Source organism: Mesorhizobium sp. B4-1-1, assembly GCF_006439375.1.
In the GTDB taxonomy this organism is placed as follows: Bacteria; Pseudomonadota; Alphaproteobacteria; order Rhizobiales; family Rhizobiaceae; genus Mesorhizobium.
Genome location: NZ_VFTH01000024.1, coordinates 36,567 through 55,385, shown reverse-complemented (window position 1 = coordinate 55,385; position 18,819 = coordinate 36,567). Strand labels below are relative to the sequence as shown.

General features: G+C 63.7%; 25 protein-coding genes, 1 tRNA gene and 1 pseudogene. 5 read left to right on the top strand and 22 right to left on the bottom strand.

Annotated features, from left to right (window positions below; genetic code table 11):
- Positions 1–184 precede the first annotated feature (184 nt).
- Positions 185–925 (top strand): annotated as a pseudogene (locus tag FJW10_RS25785) (D-alanyl-D-alanine carboxypeptidase family protein); the annotation flags it as partial.
- Positions 926–1,179: 254 nt separating this feature from the next.
- On the opposite strand, the gene FJW10_RS25780 reads toward FJW10_RS25785, so the two are convergent.
- Positions 1,180–1,629: a universal stress protein gene (locus FJW10_RS25780; RefSeq protein ID WP_140902185.1), complete on the bottom strand. Its 450-nt coding sequence runs from the start codon at positions 1,627–1,629 to the stop codon at positions 1,180–1,182.
- Between the two features lie 375 nt (positions 1,630–2,004).
- On the opposite strand from FJW10_RS25780, the gene FJW10_RS25775 reads away from it, so the two are divergent.
- Positions 2,005–2,928 (top strand): DUF1003 domain-containing protein, encoded by a 924-nt coding sequence (locus tag FJW10_RS25775; RefSeq protein ID WP_140834258.1) that lies wholly within the window; start codon positions 2,005–2,007, stop codon positions 2,926–2,928.
- 215 nt (positions 2,929–3,143) lie between these two features.
- Positions 3,144–3,220: transfer RNA gene (locus tag FJW10_RS25770), tRNA-Arg, on the top strand.
- A gap of 331 nt (positions 3,221–3,551) precedes the next feature.
- On the opposite strand, the gene FJW10_RS25765 is transcribed toward FJW10_RS25770, so the two are convergent.
- The 12 genes from FJW10_RS25765 to FJW10_RS25710 all read right to left on the bottom strand — a co-directional run bounded on the left by FJW10_RS25765 (position 3,552) and on the right by FJW10_RS25710 (position 13,919).
- Complete coding sequence (locus tag FJW10_RS25765) at positions 3,552–3,965, bottom strand: hypothetical protein (RefSeq protein ID WP_140902184.1); 414 nt, start codon at positions 3,963–3,965, stop codon at positions 3,552–3,554.
- 41 nt (positions 3,966–4,006) lie between these two features.
- Positions 4,007–4,189, bottom strand: a complete 183-nt coding sequence (locus FJW10_RS25760; protein ID WP_140902183.1) for a hypothetical protein — start codon at positions 4,187–4,189, stop codon at positions 4,007–4,009.
- Between the two features lie 22 nt (positions 4,190–4,211).
- On the bottom strand, positions 4,212–4,592 hold the full coding sequence (locus FJW10_RS25755; RefSeq protein WP_140902182.1) for a hypothetical protein: 381 nt from the start codon (positions 4,590–4,592) through the stop codon (positions 4,212–4,214).
- A gap of 112 nt (positions 4,593–4,704) precedes the next feature.
- Entirely contained in the window at positions 4,705–5,550 is an 846-nt protein-coding gene (locus FJW10_RS25750) for a glycoside hydrolase family 108 protein (RefSeq protein ID WP_140902181.1), read from the bottom strand.
- A 35-nt stretch (positions 5,551–5,585) separates the two neighbouring features.
- On the bottom strand, positions 5,586–6,236 hold the full coding sequence (locus tag FJW10_RS25745; protein WP_140902180.1) for a hypothetical protein: 651 nt from the start codon (positions 6,234–6,236) through the stop codon (positions 5,586–5,588).
- On the bottom strand, positions 6,233–6,967 hold the full coding sequence (locus FJW10_RS25740; protein ID WP_140902179.1) for a hypothetical protein: 735 nt from the start codon (positions 6,965–6,967) through the stop codon (positions 6,233–6,235). Before FJW10_RS25740 ends, FJW10_RS25745 begins: the two co-directional genes overlap by 4 nt.
- Positions 6,967–7,509: a hypothetical protein gene (locus tag FJW10_RS25735; RefSeq protein WP_140902178.1), complete on the bottom strand. Its 543-nt coding sequence runs from the start codon at positions 7,507–7,509 to the stop codon at positions 6,967–6,969. Before FJW10_RS25735 ends, FJW10_RS25740 begins: the two co-directional genes overlap by 1 nt.
- 12 nt (positions 7,510–7,521) lie before the next feature.
- Positions 7,522–7,971 (bottom strand): hypothetical protein, encoded by a 450-nt coding sequence (locus tag FJW10_RS25730; RefSeq protein ID WP_140902177.1) that lies wholly within the window; start codon positions 7,969–7,971, stop codon positions 7,522–7,524.
- A gap of 100 nt (positions 7,972–8,071) precedes the next feature.
- Positions 8,072–8,722, bottom strand: coding sequence for an NUMOD3 domain-containing DNA-binding protein (locus tag FJW10_RS25725; protein WP_140902176.1), 651 nt, complete (start codon positions 8,720–8,722; stop codon positions 8,072–8,074).
- Positions 8,719–10,494 carry a hypothetical protein gene (locus FJW10_RS25720; protein WP_140902175.1) on the bottom strand — a complete coding sequence of 592 codons (1,776 nt, stop codon included), beginning with the start codon at positions 10,492–10,494 and terminating at the stop codon, positions 8,719–8,721. Before FJW10_RS25720 ends, FJW10_RS25725 begins: the two co-directional genes overlap by 4 nt.
- 3 nt (positions 10,495–10,497) lie before the next feature.
- Entirely contained in the window at positions 10,498–10,947 is a 450-nt protein-coding gene (locus tag FJW10_RS25715) for a hypothetical protein (protein ID WP_140902174.1), read from the bottom strand.
- Positions 10,944–13,919 carry a phage tail tape measure protein gene (locus FJW10_RS25710; protein ID WP_140902173.1) on the bottom strand — a complete coding sequence of 992 codons (2,976 nt, stop codon included), beginning with the start codon at positions 13,917–13,919 and terminating at the stop codon, positions 10,944–10,946. The genes FJW10_RS25715 and FJW10_RS25710 overlap by 4 nt, the downstream gene beginning before the upstream one ends.
- 121 nt (positions 13,920–14,040) lie before the next feature.
- Here FJW10_RS25710 and FJW10_RS25705 point away from each other — a divergent pair, with 121 nt between their 5' ends.
- Positions 14,041–14,352: a hypothetical protein gene (locus FJW10_RS25705; RefSeq protein WP_140902172.1), complete on the top strand. Its 312-nt coding sequence runs from the start codon at positions 14,041–14,043 to the stop codon at positions 14,350–14,352.
- 601 nt (positions 14,353–14,953) lie between these two features.
- On the opposite strand, the gene FJW10_RS25700 is transcribed toward FJW10_RS25705, so the two are convergent.
- Complete coding sequence (locus tag FJW10_RS25700; protein WP_140902171.1) at positions 14,954–15,256, bottom strand: hypothetical protein; 303 nt, start codon at positions 15,254–15,256, stop codon at positions 14,954–14,956.
- Positions 15,257–15,346: 90 nt separating this feature from the next.
- Between FJW10_RS25700 and FJW10_RS25695 the strand changes: the two genes are divergently transcribed.
- Positions 15,347–15,550 (top strand): ribbon-helix-helix domain-containing protein, encoded by a 204-nt coding sequence (locus FJW10_RS25695; protein WP_140902170.1) that lies wholly within the window; start codon positions 15,347–15,349, stop codon positions 15,548–15,550.
- Here FJW10_RS25695 and FJW10_RS25690 read toward each other — a convergent pair.
- The 8 genes from FJW10_RS25690 to FJW10_RS25660 are packed head-to-tail and all read right to left on the bottom strand — an operon-like array spanning position 15,547 to position 18,749.
- Positions 15,547–16,206, bottom strand: a complete 660-nt coding sequence (locus FJW10_RS25690) for a DUF6441 family protein (protein ID WP_140902169.1) — start codon at positions 16,204–16,206, stop codon at positions 15,547–15,549. The two genes, FJW10_RS25695 and FJW10_RS25690, sit on opposite strands and share 4 nt — an antisense overlap.
- A complete protein-coding gene (locus FJW10_RS30565; RefSeq protein WP_181177666.1) occupies positions 16,199–16,354 on the bottom strand; it encodes a hypothetical protein in 156 nt (51 codons plus the stop codon). Before FJW10_RS30565 ends, FJW10_RS25690 begins: the two co-directional genes overlap by 8 nt.
- A 50-nt stretch (positions 16,355–16,404) precedes the next feature.
- Entirely contained in the window at positions 16,405–16,800 is a 396-nt protein-coding gene (locus FJW10_RS25685) for a hypothetical protein (protein WP_140902168.1), read from the bottom strand.
- A 2-nt stretch (positions 16,801–16,802) separates the two neighbouring features.
- Positions 16,803–17,318, bottom strand: coding sequence for a hypothetical protein (locus FJW10_RS25680; RefSeq protein ID WP_140902167.1), 516 nt, complete (start codon positions 17,316–17,318; stop codon positions 16,803–16,805).
- 60 nt (positions 17,319–17,378) lie between these two features.
- Entirely contained in the window at positions 17,379–17,819 is a 441-nt protein-coding gene (locus FJW10_RS25675) for a hypothetical protein (protein WP_140902166.1), read from the bottom strand.
- 2 nt (positions 17,820–17,821) lie between these two features.
- Positions 17,822–18,175 carry a hypothetical protein gene (locus FJW10_RS25670; protein ID WP_140902165.1) on the bottom strand — a complete coding sequence of 118 codons (354 nt, stop codon included), beginning with the start codon at positions 18,173–18,175 and terminating at the stop codon, positions 17,822–17,824.
- On the bottom strand, positions 18,175–18,504 hold the full coding sequence (locus FJW10_RS25665; RefSeq protein ID WP_140902164.1) for a hypothetical protein: 330 nt from the start codon (positions 18,502–18,504) through the stop codon (positions 18,175–18,177). Before FJW10_RS25665 ends, FJW10_RS25670 begins: the two co-directional genes overlap by 1 nt.
- 41 nt (positions 18,505–18,545) lie before the next feature.
- Positions 18,546–18,749, bottom strand: a complete 204-nt coding sequence (locus tag FJW10_RS25660; RefSeq protein WP_140902163.1) for a hypothetical protein — start codon at positions 18,747–18,749, stop codon at positions 18,546–18,548.
- Positions 18,750–18,819 lie beyond the last annotated feature (70 nt).

Genomic DNA, 18,819 nt, shown 5'->3' with positions numbered 1-18,819 from the left:
CAAATGCTTTGCTGTGCGCGTTAACCAGTTGGACGCGGCGGATGGGTTACGCTAGCTTCGCCGCGTCTCAGCAACAGCTTTAGAACAAGTCTTGCCCCGTCCCTTCCCTTTCCTTCAGAGGCCCATCGCCATATTGGCATTGCTCGCGCTGGTTGCCGGCTGCACCACGACGCCGCCGGAAAGCGTGCTGGCCGTGCCGGCGCAACCGCAGAAATATGCGGCGATCGTGGTCGACGCTTCGTCCGGCAAGACCCTGTTCGAGGTCAATTCGAGGTCGCAGCGCTATCCCGCGTCGCTGACCAAGATGATGACGCTCTACATGCTGTTCGAGGCGTTGGAGTCCGGCCGCGTCACCAAGGAAACGCGGATCCCGGTTTCCGACCACGCCGCCTCGCAGCCGCCGACGAAACTGCGTTTCCGGCGCGGCGAGACGATCGACGTCGATTCCGCCATCCGCGCCATGGTGGTGAAGTCTGCCAACGACGTGGCGGTGGCCGTGGGCGAATATCTGGGCGGCGGCTCAGAGGACCAGTTCGCCGCCATGATGACGGCCAAGGCGCGCTCGCTCGGCATGAACGGCACCAGTTTCCACAATGCCTGCGGCCTGCCCGACGACGGCCAGGTGACCACGGCGCGCGACATGGCGATGCTGGGCATGGCGCTGGAGCACCGCTTCCCGCAGCATTTCCATTATTTCTCCGAAAGCGACTTCATGTTCCGCGGCCGGCTGGTGCGCGGCCATAACGACATGCTGGGACGCGTGCGCGGCGTCGACGGCATCAAGACCGGTTACATAAGAGCTTCCGGCTACAACATCGTCACCTCCTACAATGCCGACGGGCGGCATCTGATCGTGGTGGTGATGGGCGCCGATACCGCGCGCCAGCGCAACGACCATGTCGAGGCGCTGATCCAGCGCAGCCTTGCGCCCACGACCGCCGATGCTACCCAGCCCCGGCTGATGTATTCCGGGCAGCAGCCGGCCTCGCCACTTCCCCAATTGCCGCCGCCGGACTCGGCTTTGCCAGGGCTGCCGCCGCCGGGTTCGGCGACGCCTGCCTCAACGCCGGGTTCGCTTGCATCCGATCTGCCGTCGGCGGATCTGGCCTCGCCCAGTGCGCCGCTGCTGCCGACGCAGTAGACAAGGCCAACAGGCGCGCCTCCTGCCTTAAATTAGCCCTACCGAACCACCAGCACCGGGATCTCCGTCAGCGACACCACTTCCGCCGTCTGGCTGCCCAGAACCAGGCGGCCGATGCCCCTGCGGCCGTGCGAGGCCATGACGATGAGGTCGCTGCCTTCACTGGCCGCAACCTCGAGGATCGCTTCGGCGGGCGTGCGGTTCTCGATATGGATGCCCTTGGAGGCCACGCCCTTCGCATCGGCCTCGGCCTTGCATTTGTCGAGCAGCTCGCTTGCATATTTGCGCGCGCTTTCCTCGTAATTGACCAGTTCGTCGGCGGCGACGTAGCCGGCCATGGCGCCGCCCCAGGCCAGCGCGGGAAACTGCTCGGAGACAGTGATGAAAGCCACGGTGGCGCCGAGGCCCTTGGCCAGCTCCAGCCCGTGTGCGACGCCCTTCTGGGCCAGTTCCGAGCCGTCGGTGGCGATCAGGATTTTCTTGTACATGGTGGCTACCCCTCATTTGCGGGGCGATGCGCGCCCCAATTGGCGGGAGCCTGAACGATCAGGCCTGATTTGGATATAGTCAGCCTACCAGGCTAGCCACAGGGACCAGCTTGATCTGGATCAAGGCCAGCCGGCGGAGACGATTGCTCCAGGGTGCTTATCCATGCGCAGCCTGCGCGGATTGGCAGTGGCTTCCTGCTCCGGAGTTTGTCGCCGGCAGCGGCGACCTATGCCATTGCACGCATCGCCGGGCGCTCCGAGGGCCCACCTAATCACAAGAACTTGTTCGGTCACACGGGATTCACACTGGCAATGGATATGCTGCGCCGGCTTGGCGTATCGTAGCCGCAAAGCCCGCGAACAGGAGCACCGACCATGGCAGGCGACCCGAAGGCGTCCGCGCAAGTCCAGGCCGACAACGAGAACGACATCGCCGGCGAATATCTCGAGGCGGAAACCGTGCCGGAGGATGCGCAAGCCGCCGCCGACGAGATCCTCGAAGCGCCGGAAGTGCCGGATTCCGAGCCGCATGTGCCCGGCCGGATCAAGCCGAAGAAAAAACCCTCGGCGATCAGCGGCAGAAAGTTCCGCAAGCGCGACCTGGTGCGCGTCGACGATCTGCGGCCCAGCCTCGCCGACCGCATCCGCTCCGACCATCCCGACCTGCCGCGCGGCGCCCGCATCAGCCGCGAGGAGCTCGGCCGCTACCGCATGCGGTACATGGAGGAATTGCTGCAGCAGGAGCACGGCGAATTCTCCGAGCTCGACCGCCAGGTGGTGGAATCGATCGCCAGGCAGGACACGATCTCGGAAAACTCGGAAGAGGAGTTCGAGGAGCACCGCTCCTTCGCCGACCGCGTCTCCGACACCATGGCCGAGTTCGGGGGTAGCTGGTGGTTCCTGATCTCGTTCGGCGGCGTGTTGCTGATCTGGATCGGCATCAACCTGATCGCCGGACTGGCGCACGCCTTCGACCCCTACCCGTTCATCCTGCTCAACCTGATGCTCTCCTGCATCGCCGCCATCCAGGCGCCGGTGATCATGATGAGCCAGAAGCGCCAGGAAGCCAAAGACCGGCTGCGCTCCTTCAACGACTACCGGGTGAACCTCAAGGCCGAGCTCGAAGTGCGGCACCTGCATGAAAAGCTCGACTATCTGATCTCGCGCCAATGGCAGCGGCTGGCCGAAATGCAGCAGATGCAGCTGGATGCCATGCACGAGCTGGCCGGCGCGAAGAAGCAGAAGCGGGCGACAAGGGCGGTGCGGCGCAAGACGGCGAAGGCGCCGGTGGAGGGGTGAGGCCGCAGTTCCTCGTCCCCGTCAGAGGCGGGGGAGAGGTGGCTCGGCGAAGCCGAGACGGAGAGGGGGAGCGCCCTATCCAATGGGCTATCGGTGAGACAATCAGCTCATCAGGCCGCCGCCACCCCAATTGCCCGTTGAAGCCCGAAGCGGCTTCCGCTAAGAAGCCGTGGCTGGCCGGCTCACCGGCCGGTTCGTTTTCCGGTTCCCGGGAAGCACCCGTAGCTCAGCTGGATAGAGCGCTGCCCTCCGAAGGCAGAGGTCACAGGTTCGAATCCTGTCGGGTGCGCCAGTTTTCTCAATGAAAATCAATGGTTGCGGCGAGCCTGATTTGTTCACGCACGCAGTTGCGTGCAGGGAAATTCGGTACAAAGCGGCAACTTACGGGCGATTTCCGTACAAAATCCGTACAAGGAATCATCTTTCGTTCACGTCCCAGTGTTACGGCCCGTCGCTGCTCGATGAGGCGGAAGCGATATCGAAGGCGATCATCGCCACGGTCGAGAGGCTGTCCTTCGATCCCGCGCCAAAACCCCCGGCGCCGAGCGTCAAGGGTTGAAACGAAAAAGCCCGCCCCGACGCAGCGGAACGGGCCATGGCCTGGTTTGTCGGGAAGGCGCGACCTACGGCGGCTGCGGGCCGCGTTCCTTGCGGTCGGCCTGGACGGTGGCGGTGAGCGCGGCGACGGCCTTGGAGAGCTCGATGATGGAATCCTGCAGGCGGTCGAGCCTGGCCAGCGTGGCCGATTCGAACTTGCCGCGCGCGTCCTGCGCGGCCGTCTGGCTGGTCTCGACGGCGATCAGCCTGTCATTGATCTTGGTCGTCTGCTCGGCGGTGGCGTCGGCTTTCTGCTCGACGCCGGTGACGCGCACGTTGACGGCGTCGAACTTGGCCTCGAGATAGCCGCTGCCCAGCCAGCTGATCAGTCCGATCACCGGCAGCGACAGCGCCATCGACACGCGCGCGATGGCCAGCAAAAGCACGCTGTCGGCAATCTTCTGCGCGCCCTTGGTCATCTCGACCTCATCGTCCGCCATCCGCCCGCCGCCCTTTCATGCACTGCTCGAATGCGATGCGATCACTGCCTGTCCCACGCTCGCACGCCGTTCACCTGCGCGGTGCAGACCAGCAGCCGCGATTCGTTGACGTCGCCGCGCGTGTAGAGATCGTCGACGGTCTCGGCGCCGCCGGCGCGGGCATTGGCCGGCGCGCCGGCTTTTCGCCAGGGCGGCGACACCGGCGCGATCGAGGCGGCCGGCACGCGGTCCTTCTCGATCCTCGTTTCAACGATGACCGACGGCTTGGGCGTCGCGCAGGCGCAAAGCATCAGGGATGCGCAGAGCCAGAAACTTGCGGATGTCGTCATTCTCATTTTCGAGCGTCCTGCGTTCGGCCGCGGCGTCGACAAGCGCCTGGCTGGAGGTCTTCACCTGCTCGGCGAGGTCGGCGGCGAGCTGGTCAGCTTTTTCCTTGGCGGCCTTCAGGCGGCCAAGCGCCTCGTCCTGGCGCTTGTTGACGGTGATCGCCGTGTCGCGGTCGCGCTCGGCCGCAGCTTGAGCGGCAACGGCGTCGCGCGCGGCGACCTTGTAGTGATAGGCGACGAGGCCGACGCCCATGCAGGCGGCGACGGCCAGGGCGAGCGCAATGAGCAGGATCCTGGTCATGCCCACACCACGCTGTAGAACAGCAGCCCGATGAGCGCGCCACCGCAGGAAGCCAACGCATAGGGGCGAGCAGCCTGCCACAAGGCCAAGACAAGTTCGACGCGCCCTTCCATCACGCCGGCCCCATGGCTTCGGCCAAGCGCTTCGCCTTGCGCCGCGCGTACCAGCTCCAGGCGAGGCCGCCGATGGCGAGCAGCGCGCTGACTATGGTGAGCACGACGATGACCTTGCCGATCCATTCGCTGGCGTAGCTGAAGGGCAGGAGCTGGTCCTGCAGGCTCTGCAGCGTGCCGGCGACGACGCCGCCGCCGATGCCGGCGCCGGTCGCGGCGTCGGCCGGCGCCGTCATGGGCGCGGCCGGCGCGTCCTCGGCATAGGCCTTGGCGCTGGCGCCGTCATAGAAGTTCGCGACCAGCGGCGCCGCGTTGGTCGCCCAGGCCTTGCCGATGGCGCGCACCTCGGCGACGCGCGCGGCCCAGCCGCGGCCGAAGGTCGGCCACGTTCTGAGTTGCCTGAGAAAACTCAGTCTCTGGTCGCAGATGCGGTCGATCAGCGCGTCGCGGTCGTTGACGGCGTTGACGGCGGCGATGGTGGAAAAACCCATCGTGCCGTCGACGCGACCCTTGTAGGCGGCCCCGAGCGCCCGCTGCAGCCAGACGATCGATTGCTTCGGCCCGGAATTCACCGCGCCGTCGAACAGCACGTAGTCGACGCCGGCCGGCAGCTCGTCGCCATGAACCGCGTCCCAATACTGCCGGTCGTAGATCTCGGCGATCTCCTTCATCGAGATCACCTGCACCGACTGCGCGCCGAGCCCCTTCGAGCGGCGATAGGAATCATAGACCCGTTGCGTGACGCCCTTGTTGGTCGGGCCGCCGGGATCCCTGGGATGGTTCACATAACCGCCCTCATGCGCGAGCACGCGGGCAAGCGCTTCCTTTTGACGGGAAGATGCCATGGTGGTTTCCTTTCGAAAGGAAGCGTTTGTGGTTGTCAGCCGCTCAAGGCCGGCAGGCCGCCGGCCGAGACCGGCGGGATCAGCCGCATCGTCCTGATGTAGCAGGCGTCGTAGCTCTCATCCGGCGCCGGGTAGCCGCCGAAGGCGGCGGCCGCCATCGGGTTGAGCGTGGTATTCGGCGTCGTGTCGGCGTCGGCGGCGCCGCCATCGGTCGATATGCCGACGAGATTGTCGGTGCGGGTGAAGGCGACCTTGTGCACGCCGCTGCGGTATTCGCCGTCATTGTCGACCGTGCGGATGATGAAGCCGGAATCATACCCCTGCATGGAGGTGTAGACATCGACGGCGATAGAATGGTTGAGATCGATGTCGGCGACGAGCAGCAGCTCGGCAAGCGTGTCGATCGCCACTTTTTCAAATTCAATGACGACCGTCCAGGCGGCGGTAATGAGGTCGGCCAGCAGATCGCCGATGATCGAGACCGATCCGTCGGCGTCGTTGTCGAGGATTTCGAGACCGTTGGCGCCGACGCGCTCCGGCTTGTCGATGATGTCGGCCAAGCTGACCGGGGAACCGTTCTTGGTGTAGACCTCATTGAGGAAATCGAGGCTCCACTCATTGCTGATGCCACCACCTCCGCCGGAGGAATGGCGGCGAAGCGGCTGGGCGGCGACACCTGGCATCATGCGGTGACATCCTCTTTCTTCAGAAGCACCAACAGCGACCCATGCGCGAAGCCGGAGACGCCGGACACCAGCGAGGCGAGCGGCCGCCACGTCTTGTCCTTGTAAGTCGCCGAAAGACCGGCGAGCGAAAACGGCTCGCTTTCGATGTCGCTGATCAGAGGTGTGAACGGCCCGCCATCGGTCGCGCCGGTGCCCCATTGGCCGGCATTGGTGAAGAACGGCGTCCAGTTCGGCGCGCCTTCCAGGAACAGCTGCCCCCTGTAGTCGACCGAGGGGGCGAGGTCCTGATTGAACGTGCCGGCACCGCCCGGTGCCTCGACGGCCGGCACGCCCACCGCCGCGCCGCCCGCGTGCCATTGATGGAAAGGAATCTTGGTGCCGGCGCCATCCTCGCCAACCCACGCCCAATCGCTGAGGCCGATCGAATTCGAAGAGGGCAAACCGCTGGCGACGACCTGATCGGGCGAGATCGGGGACCAATGGGCGCTGTCGCCGACATAGGCCGAGCCGACCAGTGCGGCCGACCTGTCGATCGCCTTGGCGTAGTGGAAGGCATCCGGAAAGACGATAGGCGGCCCGATGATCGAGAAGTTCTCAAGCGGCTGGCCGATCTGGATATTGACGACCACATCAATGCCGAGCGCCAGATACTTCGACCCCCAGTGCACGTTGATGATGCGCCGGAACGGCCCGAGGTTGGCCGGATGCTCTTTCGAACCGTAGGCGACCATCAGGCCGTCACGTCCTCGGCGACGCGGCCGATCAGCCGCCAGACGCCATCCTCTATGAACTTCGCCGTCACGACCGAACCTTGGCCGCCTGTGCGGTTGAGGAAGCCGCTGAGGCCAAGCACGGTCAGGTCGGTTGCATCGGGGAAGACAAGCGCGCCAGCGCCGACCTGGCAGAACGTGACTTCCATGTCGGCCGTCGCGGTCACCGGCAGGTCGACCGTCACGTCGCTGACGCCATCATAGTTCCAGAAGCGATTGAAATCGCTGTTGATGACCACATAGACGCCGTCGGTCGGAACATCGAGCGTGCCGACGACCGAAGGCCGGAACATCGCCTGCGGCAGCGTGAAGGGGCCGAAGGTCAGGCCGTCGGGGTAATAGATCGTCCATTGCGTGCCGGCGACTGTCCAGTTCGACGGCGGAACGCCAACCACCGGCGCATCCTCGATGGCGGTGACGCGGACGTCGAGACCTTCGAAATTGTCGTCGACCTCGTCGGGGGTGAGGTTCGAGCCCTTCACCCGGCGGTAGGTAGGTGCCATCTGAAATTGTCCTTATTTGTCGTCGGCGACGCGCGGCAGGTTGAGGCCGATGTAATCGCCCTTGTCACGGCCGACGAGGACGACGCGGTACATGTTCCGGACCTCGACCCAGTTCTCCGGCTCGCCTTCCTGTTCGACGCGAAAATCCTCCCAGCAGCGCGACACCCAGTCGTATTCGGCGATGTGGATTTCCTTGGCCGGCTCGTCGTCCTGGTTGTTGTCGTTCGGCCAGGTGATGGTCGCGCCCGGCTGGGTGCGTTGCTCGGGCGTCACCGCGGTGAAGCGCGAGGCCTTGCCGAAGCGGATATGCGCGTCGCCGCCGGCATCGGGCTTGACCCTGGCCAGAGCGCGCTTGAGAACGCCGGCGCCGTTGTTGGCGGTGACGAAAGACAGGCTTGGCCCGCTGCGGGGAATCGCGCGCCACGGATTGGCGATGCCGCCAATGCTTATACCGTCCACCATTATTCTGCCTCACGCGCCGCAGGCGCTCCGGCGGAGCGCGGCATAAGCCGCGACGGCCGGTAGGTCTTGCGGGCTTCGCCCGGTTTCATGCAAAAAAACATCAGGCTTTTCCATACCTGCGCCGCAGCATTGCTTGGTGCTGCTCATGTCGCTTAGGTGTCCATGATTTCTTGACGGATTCTGAGATGCGACCGCGATGATCGTGGCTGGTTGTCATCCCTTCCCGGCTTGGGTTGCCGAGCATTCTCTGGCGTTTCTTTTCGCGAACTTCGTCGCTATCTCTGCTGCCCAGCCTGTACTTGTTGCCCATCTGCGCGGACGACATTTTTGCCAGAGTTTCTTGGCTGTGTCGGTTACCTAGATGTGAATTAACAAGCCTGATCCGCGTCTCTTCGGAGTGCTTCTTGCCGGTCATAAAGCCAGGCTGACCTTTTAATTTTTCAGACTGAGCGCGCGCGTGATTGATTCTGGCGATGGCGTAAGCTGAGCGAGTGTGGCGGCCAACCGCCTTCCTTGTCATCAGGAATATTGCCGACCACAGGCTGCCGCCGTAAATTTTGGCGAGCAACAGATGCGAGAAAAGGTGATCCTGATGAGTCAACTTAATGAGGTTGTTCCGGCAGTCCGTCCCACCGCGAGATCGAGGAATTATGTGGTGTCGTTCCCACATTACCTTGTTGTCACGCGTTAACAACGCCTCTCGCTTTCTGCGATCGGCAATAAACGCTTCATATATGCGAGCATAGTTCATGGCGATTCCAAGTCTATGCTACGCGGGACCATCAAGGCACTCACGCTCAGCGGATAGTCGGTGACGAACGGCCCGCCTTTCAGCACCTTGAGATCCTGGTCGACTTCGGTGAAGACTTGGTCGAGCGCGGCCATGGCGCCGGCGAGGTCGGTCTGGAAGGCGTTGAGCACGGCGCGCTGCGTCGGCAGCGGATTGATGATCGTGGTCTGCACGACAAGCGCTGCCGGATCCATGGCGAGGAAGTCGACGCCGTCATCGTTGGGCGGCACCAGCAGGTAATCCTGCGACAGCGTGATCTCGCCGGCAATCGGCATCACCGTGCGGCCCGCATAGGCCTGGTAGCCGTCCTCGACATAATCTTCCTCGACATAGACCGGCTCGCCCGGCACGGTGGTGACAGTGTTGCCCTTGCCGACCGTGCAGCCGATGGTGATGCTGGCCGTCGCCGCGCCGTCCGAGACCGAAAAGACGTAGCCGATGACCTTGCCGGTCGCAGAGCCGCCCGGAATGCGCGGATCGGCGATGCGGGCATTGACGCGGCAAGACAGTTTAAGCCGGCCGTCTTCGGTGCGAGGCACGGCACTCAGAGGAACCGTGAAGGTAATCGAGACCGCCCTTGACCGTTCCAGGATGGCGCGGCGGGCCAGGCATACGAGGAAGTCGATGCTGCGGCGACCGCGTTCCGTCGTCAGGTAGGCGCGCTTGCGAACGTCGCCGATCGGCAAGGCGCCATCGGGAAAGTCGGTGGTCGGCGGGTCGCAGGGCTCGTCGGCATCGCCCGACACTTTTATTTCCTGCACGTCCTGGCCGTCCGGCTCGGTCAGGATCGCCTGGCAGTCGGCGACAAGCGTGAAGGAAACCGTTTCCTGCCGGTTGCGCGAGACGTCGTAGTCGGCCTTGTAGACCGGAACCATGGTCCAGACCGGGAACTGCCCGGTGCCGTTGGTCATGATGACCTGGTGGTAATCCTGCGGCACGACGAAGCCGTCCGCGCGCACGATCGAACAATCGCCAAACGTCCAGCCGCCGCCGATGCGGTCGCCCTTTTCGGGATAATCCTGCATCACCCCGTCGCCGGTCAGCGACTGGATGAAATGGCCGTTGCCGGCGCCGGCCAATTGAAAGGCGGCGGCGAGCTGCGCGGTGAAGTCGACCGTGCCGGTCGCCGCCTGCGCCCAGTTGATTTCCGCCGACACCTTGATCGACGTCAGCGGCGGCTCGCCCGGTTCGATGGACAGGCTGTCGCGGATGAAGTCGTCGCCAAAGTCGATCAGCCCGTCCTCGCCATCGAGGATGTCGGAGGCGGTGACGGCATGGTCGACGCGGTCGATATGCCAGACCTTGGTATAGCCTTCCAGCACCGTGTCGGGGTCGTCGCGGGAATCGGCGTTGATGAACATCTGGTCCCAATTGGGCGCAATCTTCATCGCCTCGGCCAGCGCGCGCTTCAGCGCGTCATAATCGGACGGCCGCGCCAGAAAAGTCAGCGTCACGGCGTTGCCCTGCACCGCCTGCGGCACGCCGACGAGCCGGCCGAACAGCACCGGCACGACGCTGGCCGTGGGGTTCGCCTCGTCATGCCACGACAGCCAGGCCCACTGCTTGCGCCCCGGTGCGAGCAAGCCGACGCGCGGATTCCTGACCGTGATGTCGAGCGTGGCGGCAAGGCCTTCCAGGTGGGCCAGTCCGATCGAGACGATATCCTCGTCAATGACCTGATGCTCGAGGCCGAAACTGGTCTCGGTCTCATGGACCCAGGCGAAGAACCACATTTTTCAGCGCTCGACCAGATCCAGGGACCAATTGCAGGCCGCGCCCCATTCGTCGAAAGAGAGGCGATAGCCGACGACCATCATGGTCAGGCGCGGCCGGTACAGCGTGAAAGCGCCTTCGGTGCGGATGGCAGGATCATCGGTGCTCGATGCGACCTCGCGCGATGGCGCGCCGCCGGTCGTGAGATAGGAAAACTCTGTGGCGCAATCCACCGTCAACACCATGCCGCGTCGGACCCCGTCAAGCGCCGGCATATTCTGGTCGGTGCATGTGATGGTCAGCGCGTATTTTTCCTGCGTGCCATCGCCCAGGTCGATCATGGTGTTGTTGACGGTGCGCGCCAGCTGCGCGTCGCCATCAAGCGTGAATTCCTCCGAGAGGCCGCGCGCCGAGTAAGGCGGCACGGCGATCGGGTCGAGGCGCAGGAGCGTAGGGTTGTCAGCCGATATCATTTGCCGCCGGGCCTCCGGCCAAGGCTGGCTATAGACCCTCGCAAGGCGAACTGCTGAAACCGGTTCACCGGATCGGCCTCGCCGATCAGGTCGATGACATCTGCCACCGTCGGGCCGTATTGAAGCTTGACCGCAACGGTATCGCCGGAGAAGCCGGAAGCCGGCGCGAGGTTTGATGTCGCCAGGCCGCCGCCGGCATAGGCAGGGATCGCCATGGCACGGCTGAAGTTGTCGACGACACCGCCGAGGCTGAAGCCCTTGAGGCTCTTCAGTGACGGGATGAAGCCATTGTTGAGCGCATGCAGGAAGCCGACGCCCAGACGCTTCACAGCCGCGGCCTGCAGGACGAACTCGCCATTCGACAGCCATGCCAGGATGCTGTCGGTCTTGGGGCCGCCGGGGCCGACAACGTGGCCGCCTTCCGCGAAGCCGCCATGCGAGCCGCCACCATCGGACGATCCGGCTTGCGCGCGCAATTGCTGCGCCTGGGCGACCGCTGCCTGCAGCGCCGATATGATCGAGGCGATCTCGCCCCTGATCTGCGCGGCGAGGCTGGAGACGGTCGACGCAAGATTGCCGAAGCCGCCGCGCACCAGGCCCTGGATGGCCGACAGGATCGCGCCGATCTGGCCGGGCAGGCCCTGGAACGGCAGCGCGAAGGCCTCGGCCGCCGCTGCCGCGCCGCTGGTGTCGATGTTGCTCAGCGCATCGGAGGCGCCGGTGGCGGCTTCCTGCGCGGCCGGCGCGATCTTGCCGACGTCGCCGACGATGCCGTCGACCGCGGCAGCCGCAGCGTCCGGCTTGATCGCGTCCGGCACGGCGGCGATGGAATTGGTGACCTCGTTCGAGACGCCCTGGATCTGCTCCTTGGCCTTCTTGGCGCTGTCGACGACGCCGTCGAGCGATTGCTTCGACTGGTCGGCACGATGCGCGACGCCGTCGATGACGTCGAAAACTTCCTTCGAAATGCCATCCTTGCCGCCGCGGAACACCGTGATCTGGTGGTCAAGTTCGCCGACCTTCGCTTTGGTCTGATCGACCGCCGCATTGGCGCTGTTGAGGCCGGCCGCAGCATCGCTGCCAGCCTGTTGCGCGCTAGTGCCATAGCCGGCAATGCCGCGCGCCGCCTGCGCCGCAGCAAACTGCGCGTCGGTCATGCTGCCGGTTAAAGTCTTCGTCCAGTCGTCGGCTTCCGCCAATTTGTTAGAGAGATCGACCACCGGCTTGGTGGTATCGAGGAGTTCTTGCGCCAGAGCGCCCAATTCAGGATGAGCGGCACCCAGAGCAGCGATCTGCTTTGCATATTCCGCCCATCCAATCTTGCCGGTCTCAACTTCCTTGTTCAGCGCGTCAATCGCATCACCCGCGAACGGCAGTTGCTGGTCAAACAGTTGCAGGGCTGCTTTCGCATTTTCCACCTCATTTGCTAAGCTGTCTGCTATGGCAGGTCGATTGTTATTCAGAGCAACAAGGGCCTGGTCCTTCATGAACTGCGTCATATTGGCGACCTTACGGCCGGCCTGATCGTAAGCATCGCCGACCTTGCCGATGAGGTCTTCATGGACCCGCAGGGATGCCGTCGCTTCATCCGTGCGCGTTGCCCATAGAGCGATGCCGCCCGCAACCGCGGTTATCGCCAGAAGCCACGGATTTGCGAGCAACGCACGGCTGAAGAACGCCAAGGCCTCGACGGCCAGGACAATCGCGCTGCGCAGCAGAGTGAAGCCGCCAAGTATTTGCGTGATGCCCGCTAGGATGGCGATCTTGCCGGCGGAAAGGTCGGTGCCGAAAATGCCGTTGACGGCATCGGACACAAGCTGGGCGGTCTTGCGCAGCAATTCCATCGCCGGGATGACGACACCGGTTGCCACGGCCTTGAAGTCGCTGCCGAAGCCGACAATCCCGTCGCGCCAATCGATCAGCCACTTGTTGCTGGTGACGTCGGCGTCGCGACCGGACAAGGCAGCGAAGAAGTCCTTGATCAGCGTCGTCGCCTGGGCCAGTGCGTCCCTGGTGAAGGACAGGATCGCCGCGCGGTTCTGGTTGATGATGTCCCTGAAAGAGCGCGCGCCGGCCGTGAACGCCGGCGCGAAAAGCAAACCGACCTGCCGCAGCAGGCTGCTGACCGATTTCTGCAGATCGCCCATGGCGGTGTTGAAGTCCTGCGCCGCCTGGATCTGGTCATCGGAAAAGATGATGCCCATCTTCGCGGCTTCGGCCGTGATCTCCTTGATGGCGTCGGCGCCCTGGTTGAGAAACGGGATCAGCCGAGCCCCGGATTCGCCGAACAGCTTGATGGCGACAGTCGACTTCTTCGCGCCGTCCGGCAGTTTCTGGAAGGCGTTCGCGACCTCGAGCAGAAGCTGCTCGGTCGGCTTCAGTTTGCCGCCGGCATCCTTCACGCTGATGCCGAGATCCTGGAAACCGGTCGTCGTGTCCTTGGCGCCCTTCTTGGCCTTGTCGCCGGCCGCCTTCGTCTGATCGCCGAAGCGGGTGACTTCGACGCCGATATCTTTGAACGCCTCGATGGTGAAGCCGACGCCCTGCTTGATGTCGCGTCCCATCTGGCCGACGGACTTGCCGGCATCGCTGGCGGTCTTGGTGATCTGCTTGTTGAACTGCGACAGGCCGACGCCGAGCTGCTCCTGCGAGACGTTTGCCTGCCCAGCGGCAAAGGCGAGCGCCTGATAAGCCTCTACCTGGATGCCTGCGGCTTGCGCTGCGTTCGAGGCCTGCTCGGCTGCTTCGGCGCCAGATTTGGCCAGGAACAGCACGAAAGGCGCCGCCGAGGTGACAGCGGCGCTGATGCCGGCAAACGCGAGTGTCAGGCGCTTGCCGACGGTCAGCAGATCGTTGCCGAAACCGTTGATCGCGCCGCCGAGATTGGCGAGCGAAACCTTGTTGGCGGCGCCCTGGATCTCGCCGATGGCCTTCTCGCCCGTGGTGCCGAGTTTCTTGAGCTCGGCCTCCATCTCTGCCCCGCCCAAAAGTTTGAGCAGAATATTGATTGCGTTTCGTGTTGACGCCATTTGCGCACCTCAGTTGCCAACGGCATCAAACCCTGCTTCCATTTGGAAACAGGGGGATTTTCCGATGGCTAGATTTCTAGTGAAGACTCAGACGCTGCTGGACGCGCAAGGCGTCAAAGGTGCGTGGATGTTTGTGTTATCGCCGCTGGTTCAGGTTGCCGCATGGCGCTGGGTTCGCGATCCAACCCTCGCCATGATCATCATCATCTTATGCGGAGCGACATTTTTGTTTGGTTTTGTGCTGCTGCTCACCGGGCGAGAGCAGCATAGCGTTGTCGAGGATGACACTATTTACCCAGCCAACCAGGCAGCGCCTTTCAGGCTAGGCGAGCGTCCAGAGCCGGACGAGCCGTGGACAGGTGTGCTTCGCCGCTAGAGAAATCTGATGGGCTTCCTAACCTCGCTCTTCGGCATCAAGGCCGAGATAGGTATCGAAAGACCTAGAATTTCCGACTTGGCAATTCCGATTGAAGGCGACGATGGGACACCCGGCACCAAAACTCAGATCGAAGTAATCGGGCGCCTTATATGCGAGCCGCCGCTTGGCGATCTAACTTACGCGCAGGCTGGCGCCATCATGTCTGCGCGATCGTATTCGAAGTTCGTGATGGATGATGTCTTATCCCACCCAAACATCCGACATCCGAGGCGGAGTGCTTACCTTGCACTACAGGCCAATCTAATCGCGTTCATAGTTCGCGATCCGAAAGCTCGAAGGAAGGCCTGTGAGTGGGGCGACCGAAACTTTGACCGCGGAGAAGATAAGCCACCCCCAAAGGATGAACACTGGCACCAGGCAGTGGCGTTCATCGCGCCAGTTCTCAAGAAACTGAGCCGATGAACGCCTCGCCTGACAGGCCGCGCTTTTGCCATATTGGCCTCCATCGGCATCCCAGCCCTGACAGGCCCGAGACGCACGGGGTCGCGTTGGCGAACTCGAATTTCACGTCTAGGCCATCCTGCCAGAGACGGATTTTTCAGATGCCGTAGCGGCGCGCGATGTTGCTGTGCAGCAGCTTTTCGCCGATCTCGTAACCAGAGCCGTCGGGCTGCAGCCCGGCCATGAAGGAATGCTCGCCGCCGAGGATGTCCTGTTCCATCTCATCGTCGTCATGCGGCTCGTCGAGGATGTCGATCTCGCGATCGTCGTCCTCGCTTATGTCGGAATCCTCGATGTCGGGATCGCCGTCGAAGCGGTCGAGCGCGCTGATGAGCGTTTCAATGATGGTTTCCAGGCGCTTACGCGTCAGCGGAACTGTGCTATGCGTGGCCGCAGCCATCCGAGCCTCCACAAAGGTTCGTTTCGGTTAGGGCTGGATAGAGGCTGCTACCTCTTTCCGGCCCGACTATTTTCTGTTATCACTTAATCCATGCCCAAGTCAATTAGTGATAACAAAAAATCCCGTGGCCGCCCTGCTACCGGCCAAGGCACCCTAATCGGCGTCCGCCTTCAGCCCGAACTTCTCGATCCGCTCGACAAGGCAGCCGCCAATCTTTCGGAGACATCGCGCCCGGAAACAATCCGCCGCATTATCCGCTCTTGGCTGGTCGAGCATGGTTTCCTTACTCCTTAGCCGCCCTCATTCCACACGCTGGCGTAAATCTCCGGCAGTTGGGCGGCGACCCTTTCCATCGCCTCCCGTATGTTGAACTTGTCGCCGATCGCAACCTTGGCAATGCCGAAATAGAGCGGCACCAGGCGCTCGGTGCCGCGCCCGGTCGGGTTGCGGCCGCGCTTCAGCAAGGTCAGCGAAATGCCCTTGGCGCGCGTATCGGTGACCCGCACATAGGCGCCGAGCAGCGGCGGCTTGCCGGCGCGCTTGATCGAGTAGAGCGGATGGCCGACCTTCGAACGATAGTCCGCCGGCGCGATGCGGCGGCCGCCTGAGCCCATCGGCGCATCCGGCAGCGGCAGCCACAGATAGGGGTTGCCGAAGATCTCGCCGCCATCCTCGAAAATCCCGGAATAGCCGATCTTCGAATAGACCTGCAGCGTCGGCTGGGCGGAAATGACGTTGCCCTGCGGATAGACCACCGTGCGCATGGCATTCTGCCACTTCAGGCTGAAGCCGGCGGCGGCGATCTCGGCCCTGGCCATCGGCTTGGCGATGTCGGCGGCCATGTGCATGGTCTTCATCGAGGCGACCTTGACGTCGTAGGTCGCGCCGAGCATCGCCCGTTCGAACTGGCCGGACGCCGCCTCGACGAATATCTTGAGGCTGCTAGCCATCGCGCATGTCCTCGACTTGCCTCGACACGTCCTGCGGATCGCCGCGCGCGGCGTTCATGCCGATGACCAGCTGGTCGGCCATGCGCTTGCGCCGGTCGATCTCGCCGTAATGCAGCCACGCCGCCATCTGGCGCGGCGTGTAATGCATGATCTCCGCCGCCGAATGGCCAAGGCTTTTCAGCCGCGCGGCGGCCAGCGCTAGGCTGTCCCCGGCTCCCCGATCGTCGCGGCGCCGTCCTTGCCGGTGAGCCTGGCCAGCGCCTCGAGGAAAGGGCCGGCGGGGCTCGGCACCGTGAGCAGCAGGATGCGCGAGACGAGCAGCGCCCGCTCGCCCGGCGTCAGGTTCGCCGCGCCCGCTTCGCTGATGCGCGGCACGGCCGCCGCGATCAGCGCCGCCTGCAGCGCCTTCGACAGCGCGCCGAAGGCCTGCGGGTCGATCTTCTTCTTGCCCTTCATGTCGAAAAGTTTCGCGACCTCGGGAAAGCGGAAGATGATCTGGGCGATGTCGGTCAGCTCGACGCCGTGCACCTCGACCTGATGGCCGCGCACCGTTTCCGTCACGGTGAGCGGCGCGATGTCGATGAACTCGGTCATGCTTACGCCTGCTGCCGGATGGTGAAGCGGCCGAAGCGGCCGTCTTTCTTATTGACGTCGGCCGCCAGCGGAATCTGGGCGAAGTCGTCATTGTCGGCCATCAGGTTGAAGTCGCCGGACGGACTGATGGTGACGTTGCCCTCGAAGTCGATCATCGGGCCGATTGTGTTGACCGCCGTCAGCTTGATGTCGATGGTCTGGTTCGGATCGGTCAGCGGATCGATGATCTCATCGCCGTCGGTGTTGGTGTCGACGGTCGCCAACATGAACATGGCGATGTTCCGCGCCGTGTTCTCGTCCAACGTCGCCTTGATCGATGCGGCGACCTGGGTGACGGCGGTGAAGTCCTTGCCGCGCAAGCCCGAGCTGGCGGAAAAATGCTCCTTCTTGGTAACGGTCGGCGAATAGACGAAATCGACCAGATTGCCGGCGTTGACATACGCCATGTCGCTGACCTTCTTGATTTCGATGATGGCGGCCGGGATGCGATAGTTGCCGGTATCGGGAGAAGCAGGCATAGGTCTGTCCTTTCGGGATTGTGCCCGTCCCTTGATGACGCTGGAAATGGGCGGTTGTGGTTAGAGCGCGGCGGGGTCGAGGTAGTACGGAATGGCGAAGGCCACGCCCATTTCGCCAAGCATCGAGCGGCCCCAGGCGAGCGACGTCTGCGTCGAATGCAGCCATGGGCCGATCCGGTTGGTGGTCAGCGCGGCCAGGCCGGTATCGGTCGCCACGGCTTTGATCAGCTTGGCGCGGTAGGCATTGAGCACCGTACCGACATCTTCCGCCGTCTCTGGCAGGACAATCAGCATCTGCGGCGTCATGGTCATGCGGCGCGGGCCGCGCGAGCCGCGGTTGTTCGGATCGTTCTCGTTGCCCGCTTCATCGCCGTCGAGCACCAGGATCGCCGGCAGGTTGGCTTCCGACGGACGCATGTTGTTGCGATAGACATACCTGATGCCGTCGATGCCTTCGGCGATGGCGACAAGGCGCACCAGGATTGCTTCGCGAGTGTCCATGGTCAGCGCTCCGTCAGCAAAAGCAGGATCTCGCCATCGCCTTCGCCCCGAGGCGACGGGCGGAAGGCATGGGTGTCGATCTTCCAGCACTTGCCGTTGAAGGCGATCTCGGCGCCATGCAGCTTGTCGCGATCGACGTTGGCCAGTTCGGCTGCGCGCACCGCAGCGGCCGGTTGAATGGTCTCAACCTCGGCCTGGAAGCGCCCGCGATCACGCTGCTGCCCGCCGACAACGATCCCCGCCGTCTTGTCGAGCACCGTCAGCGCGATCGGCGGCTCGCCGCCGCACAAGGTCAGCACGGCCTCGACGCCGAGCGTCGCATAGACCGGGCCATAGAGCAGCGCTTGCCAGTCCATCACACACCCCGCCTCGTCTTCGGCGTGAAGGAAAATTCCCAATGGCCGATCCGGTCTTGCCCGGCGTCGGCGTCGACATGGGCGTAATAGGTCTGGCCCGCCGTCAACTGCAGCGTGTCCTTGAGGATGCCGCGATAATTACCTTCCGGGTCGGTGCCGTCGATCGAGGCCAGTGTGAGCGGCCAGGCTTGGCCAGCGACGGCGGCGCCTTCCGCGTCCTTCACCGTCACCGTCACATCGGCGTCGGCGATGAACTCGCCATCGACCGCGCTTTTCAGGCCGACCACGTCGATCAGGTTCGTGTTGGCGACATAGACGACGCAGCTCATTTTTTGCTTCCCCGTTCGCGCCGTAAGGCGCTCACCGCCTCTTACTGCCTATCCATCTCGATCCTGGCCGCCAGCAGCGGCCCGGTTTCGATGTCGGCGACCATCGCGGTCTTCATCGTCACCGCGCCAGCCAGCGCCGGGCGGATGCGGACGGCGCCGAGCACCAGCGTGGCGATCGGCGGCTGGACAGCGGTCGCCCACGACGTGCCCCACGACGTGCCCCAGCTTTCGCGCCAGACATTCATGCGAAAGGCCCTTTCACCCCGTTTACGGGGAGAAATGTCCGGCAGGACAATGAGGGGCGGCGCAGGCGGT

Coding starts and splice junctions, on each gene's coding strand:
- FJW10_RS25745 (WP_140902180.1), bottom strand. CDS start 6,236: ATGATGCCAGGTGTCGCCGCCCAGCCGCTTCGCCGCCATTCCTCCGGC.
- FJW10_RS25705 (WP_140902172.1), top strand. CDS start 14,041: ATGGCTAGATTTCTAGTGAAGACTCAGACGCTGCTGGACGCGCAAGGC.
- FJW10_RS25780 (WP_140902185.1), bottom strand. CDS start 1,629: ATGTACAAGAAAATCCTGATCGCCACCGACGGCTCGGAACTGGCCCAG.
- FJW10_RS25755 (WP_140902182.1), bottom strand. CDS start 4,592: ATGACCAGGATCCTGCTCATTGCGCTCGCCCTGGCCGTCGCCGCCTGC.
- FJW10_RS25775 (WP_140834258.1), top strand. CDS start 2,005: ATGGCAGGCGACCCGAAGGCGTCCGCGCAAGTCCAGGCCGACAACGAG.
- FJW10_RS30565 (WP_181177666.1), bottom strand. CDS start 16,354: ATGCATTACACGCCGCGCCAGATGGCGGCGTGGCTGCATTACGGCGAG.
- FJW10_RS25670 (WP_140902165.1), bottom strand. CDS start 18,175: ATGGACTGGCAAGCGCTGCTCTATGGCCCGGTCTATGCGACGCTCGGC.
- FJW10_RS25710 (WP_140902173.1), bottom strand. CDS start 13,919: ATGGAGGCCGAGCTCAAGAAACTCGGCACCACGGGCGAGAAGGCCATC.
- FJW10_RS25700 (WP_140902171.1), bottom strand. CDS start 15,256: ATGGCTGCGGCCACGCATAGCACAGTTCCGCTGACGCGTAAGCGCCTG.
- FJW10_RS25730 (WP_140902177.1), bottom strand. CDS start 7,971: ATGGTGGACGGTATAAGCATTGGCGGCATCGCCAATCCGTGGCGCGCG.
- FJW10_RS25685 (WP_140902168.1), bottom strand. CDS start 16,800: ATGACCGAGTTCATCGACATCGCGCCGCTCACCGTGACGGAAACGGTG.
- FJW10_RS25735 (WP_140902178.1), bottom strand. CDS start 7,509: ATGGCACCTACCTACCGCCGGGTGAAGGGCTCGAACCTCACCCCCGAC.
- FJW10_RS25690 (WP_140902169.1), bottom strand. CDS start 16,206: ATGGCTAGCAGCCTCAAGATATTCGTCGAGGCGGCGTCCGGCCAGTTC.
- FJW10_RS25680 (WP_140902167.1), bottom strand. CDS start 17,318: ATGCCTGCTTCTCCCGATACCGGCAACTATCGCATCCCGGCCGCCATC.
- FJW10_RS25715 (WP_140902174.1), bottom strand. CDS start 10,947: ATGATATCGGCTGACAACCCTACGCTCCTGCGCCTCGACCCGATCGCC.
- FJW10_RS25675 (WP_140902166.1), bottom strand. CDS start 17,819: ATGGACACTCGCGAAGCAATCCTGGTGCGCCTTGTCGCCATCGCCGAA.
- FJW10_RS25740 (WP_140902179.1), bottom strand. CDS start 6,967: ATGGTCGCCTACGGTTCGAAAGAGCATCCGGCCAACCTCGGGCCGTTC.
- FJW10_RS25695 (WP_140902170.1), top strand. CDS start 15,347: ATGCCCAAGTCAATTAGTGATAACAAAAAATCCCGTGGCCGCCCTGCT.
- FJW10_RS25725 (WP_140902176.1), bottom strand. CDS start 8,722: ATGAACTATGCTCGCATATATGAAGCGTTTATTGCCGATCGCAGAAAG.
- FJW10_RS25665 (WP_140902164.1), bottom strand. CDS start 18,504: ATGAGCTGCGTCGTCTATGTCGCCAACACGAACCTGATCGACGTGGTC.
- FJW10_RS25660 (WP_140902163.1), bottom strand. CDS start 18,749: ATGAATGTCTGGCGCGAAAGCTGGGGCACGTCGTGGGGCACGTCGTGG.
- FJW10_RS25750 (WP_140902181.1), bottom strand. CDS start 5,550: ATGGCATCTTCCCGTCAAAAGGAAGCGCTTGCCCGCGTGCTCGCGCAT.
- FJW10_RS25765 (WP_140902184.1), bottom strand. CDS start 3,965: ATGGCGGACGATGAGGTCGAGATGACCAAGGGCGCGCAGAAGATTGCC.
- FJW10_RS25720 (WP_140902175.1), bottom strand. CDS start 10,494: ATGTGGTTCTTCGCCTGGGTCCATGAGACCGAGACCAGTTTCGGCCTC.